The sequence below is a fragment of the Psychrobacter sp. 1U2 genome, assembly GCF_051847575.1.
This window is the reverse complement of record NZ_JBPYDC010000085.1, coordinates 1-2,005: the sequence shown is the minus strand read 5'-3', so window position 1 is coordinate 2,005 and position 2,005 is coordinate 1. Positions and strand designations below refer to the sequence as shown.

The window sequence follows — 2,005 nt, the reverse complement described above, 5'->3', positions numbered from 1 at the left end:
AACGTCTCACGTGGTGGTTCACGAAAAGCACCAATACGCTGTGCTGTGCGCATACCACCTGCGATAGTCGTCGTCATGCCAGCTATTTTTTTGCCGCGGCCCACCTGCTTTCTGAGCGAAAACTTTGATTTAGATTGGCTCATCTGTGCCCCTCATGATTAGATAACGGTTTAAACAATTACCTGAACAAATTAATACTTAGATAAATGAAAATGTTGATTCAGCCTAAAAATTAATACCCTTATATGAAGGACAAAATTAAGCCAAAAAACGAGGTAAGTATAACAAAGTTTTGTGAGTCAGTGACGATTTGTTCACTCAGTCTTCTTATGCTACTGTGGGACCAGCACGTTCTTCTTTTTCTCAAGGTTTAATACTATTTTATCAGCCGTTTTTATATTTATTGATAAAAAAGTTAAGATAACAATATCATCGATAGCGAGTTACCCTAAAAGCGCTGTAACATAAAATCATCGCTAATTATTTTTATACGCTTTAATATCAAGACATCAGACCATATATAGACCTTAACTGAACGCTGCTGACATGCTATATTTTTATACAATAGTAGCGATTTATTTACTCTATTCAGAGGTGAGAATTTTTGGAATATTTTGAAAGACACTCAGGTGGCGAACGTGCCATTATCGTACATTTAGACATTCGTCAAATCCAAGATCCTGATGATTTAAGCGAATTTGAGTTGTTGGCAGATTCGGCAGGGGCTGATCGTCTGGCACTAGTCACCGGATCACGTTCAAGACCCGATGCCAAATACTTCGTCGGCAGTGGTAAAGCTGAAGAAATCGCTGAGCTGGTTCGTGAACATGACGCTGATATTGTTCTGTTTAACCACAACTTATCGCCCTCACAAGAGCGTAATATTGAGACCCTAGTAAAATGCCGCGTACTTGATCGCACCGGTTTAATTTTAGACATTTTCGCTCAGCGTGCGCGTACTTATGAAGGTAAGCTGCAAGTGGAGCTTGCGCAGTTAAACCATCTGTCTACCCGCTTGGTACGCGGTTGGACGCATTTGGAGCGTCAAAAAGGTGGTATTGGTCTGCGCGGGCCAGGTGAGACTCAGCTTGAGACCGATCGCCGTTTGTTACAGACGCGCGTCAATCAGCTGAAAAATAAGCTCGATAAAGTAAAGCAAACTCGTGCTCAAGGTCGAGCCAAACGTCAAAAGTCAGATGTACCTACTATATCTTTGGTTGGCTATACCAACGCTGGTAAATCAACTTTGTTTAACCGTCTAGTTGATGAAAACATCTATGCCGCAGATCAGCTATTTGCAACCCTAGACCCTACGCTGCGCCGCCTAGACTGGCAAGGTGTTGGTCGGGTCGTGCTTGTTGATACGGTAGGTTTTGTTCGTCATCTGCCGCATGAATTGGTTGAGTCTTTTCATGCGACTTTGGAGGAGACGCTAGAGGCTGATTTATTGTTACATGTTATTGATTCCTCTAGTGAAGATATGCATGAGCAAATCCAGGCTGTCAAAGATGTCTTGGCTGAGATTGATAATGATGTTCCTGTACTCAACGTTTATAACAAAATCGATTTAACCGATGAGCCTGCACATATAGGCTATGCAACTGAAGGTAAGCCCAATCGCGTTTATGTGTCTTCAAAAGATAACTTAGGCATGGAAGAGTTGTCACTTGCTGTACAGCAGTTATTAACAGGTACATTGACAACGTTTGACTTGACGCTTCCTTATGATGCCGGTCAGCTCAAAAATACGCTTTATGAGTTAGGGGTTATTCAAGCAGAAAGCTACGATGACACAGGACACGAATGCTTAACCATTCGTCTACCAAGTGATAGACTCAAGCAAATACTAGGGCAAGCAAACTTATCGCCGATTGATGTCTTACCATTAGCGCAAGCAACCCTATTGATGCCTACACTTGAACCATTTGAACAGGATATTAATACTGAGCAAGCGACGACTGATGGTGATGATGGTTTTGGAAATACGGATGGCCAAGATATCAAT

The 2,005-nt window shown here is 42.1% G+C and carries 1 protein-coding gene; it reads left to right on the top strand.

What is annotated here, in order from left to right; translation table 11 throughout:
* Positions 1–604: 604 nt before the first annotated feature.
* On the top strand, positions 605–2,005 hold a 1,401-nt coding region (hflX, locus tag ACS8FD_RS13340; RefSeq protein WP_439276241.1), incomplete at its 3' end, for a ribosome rescue GTPase HflX.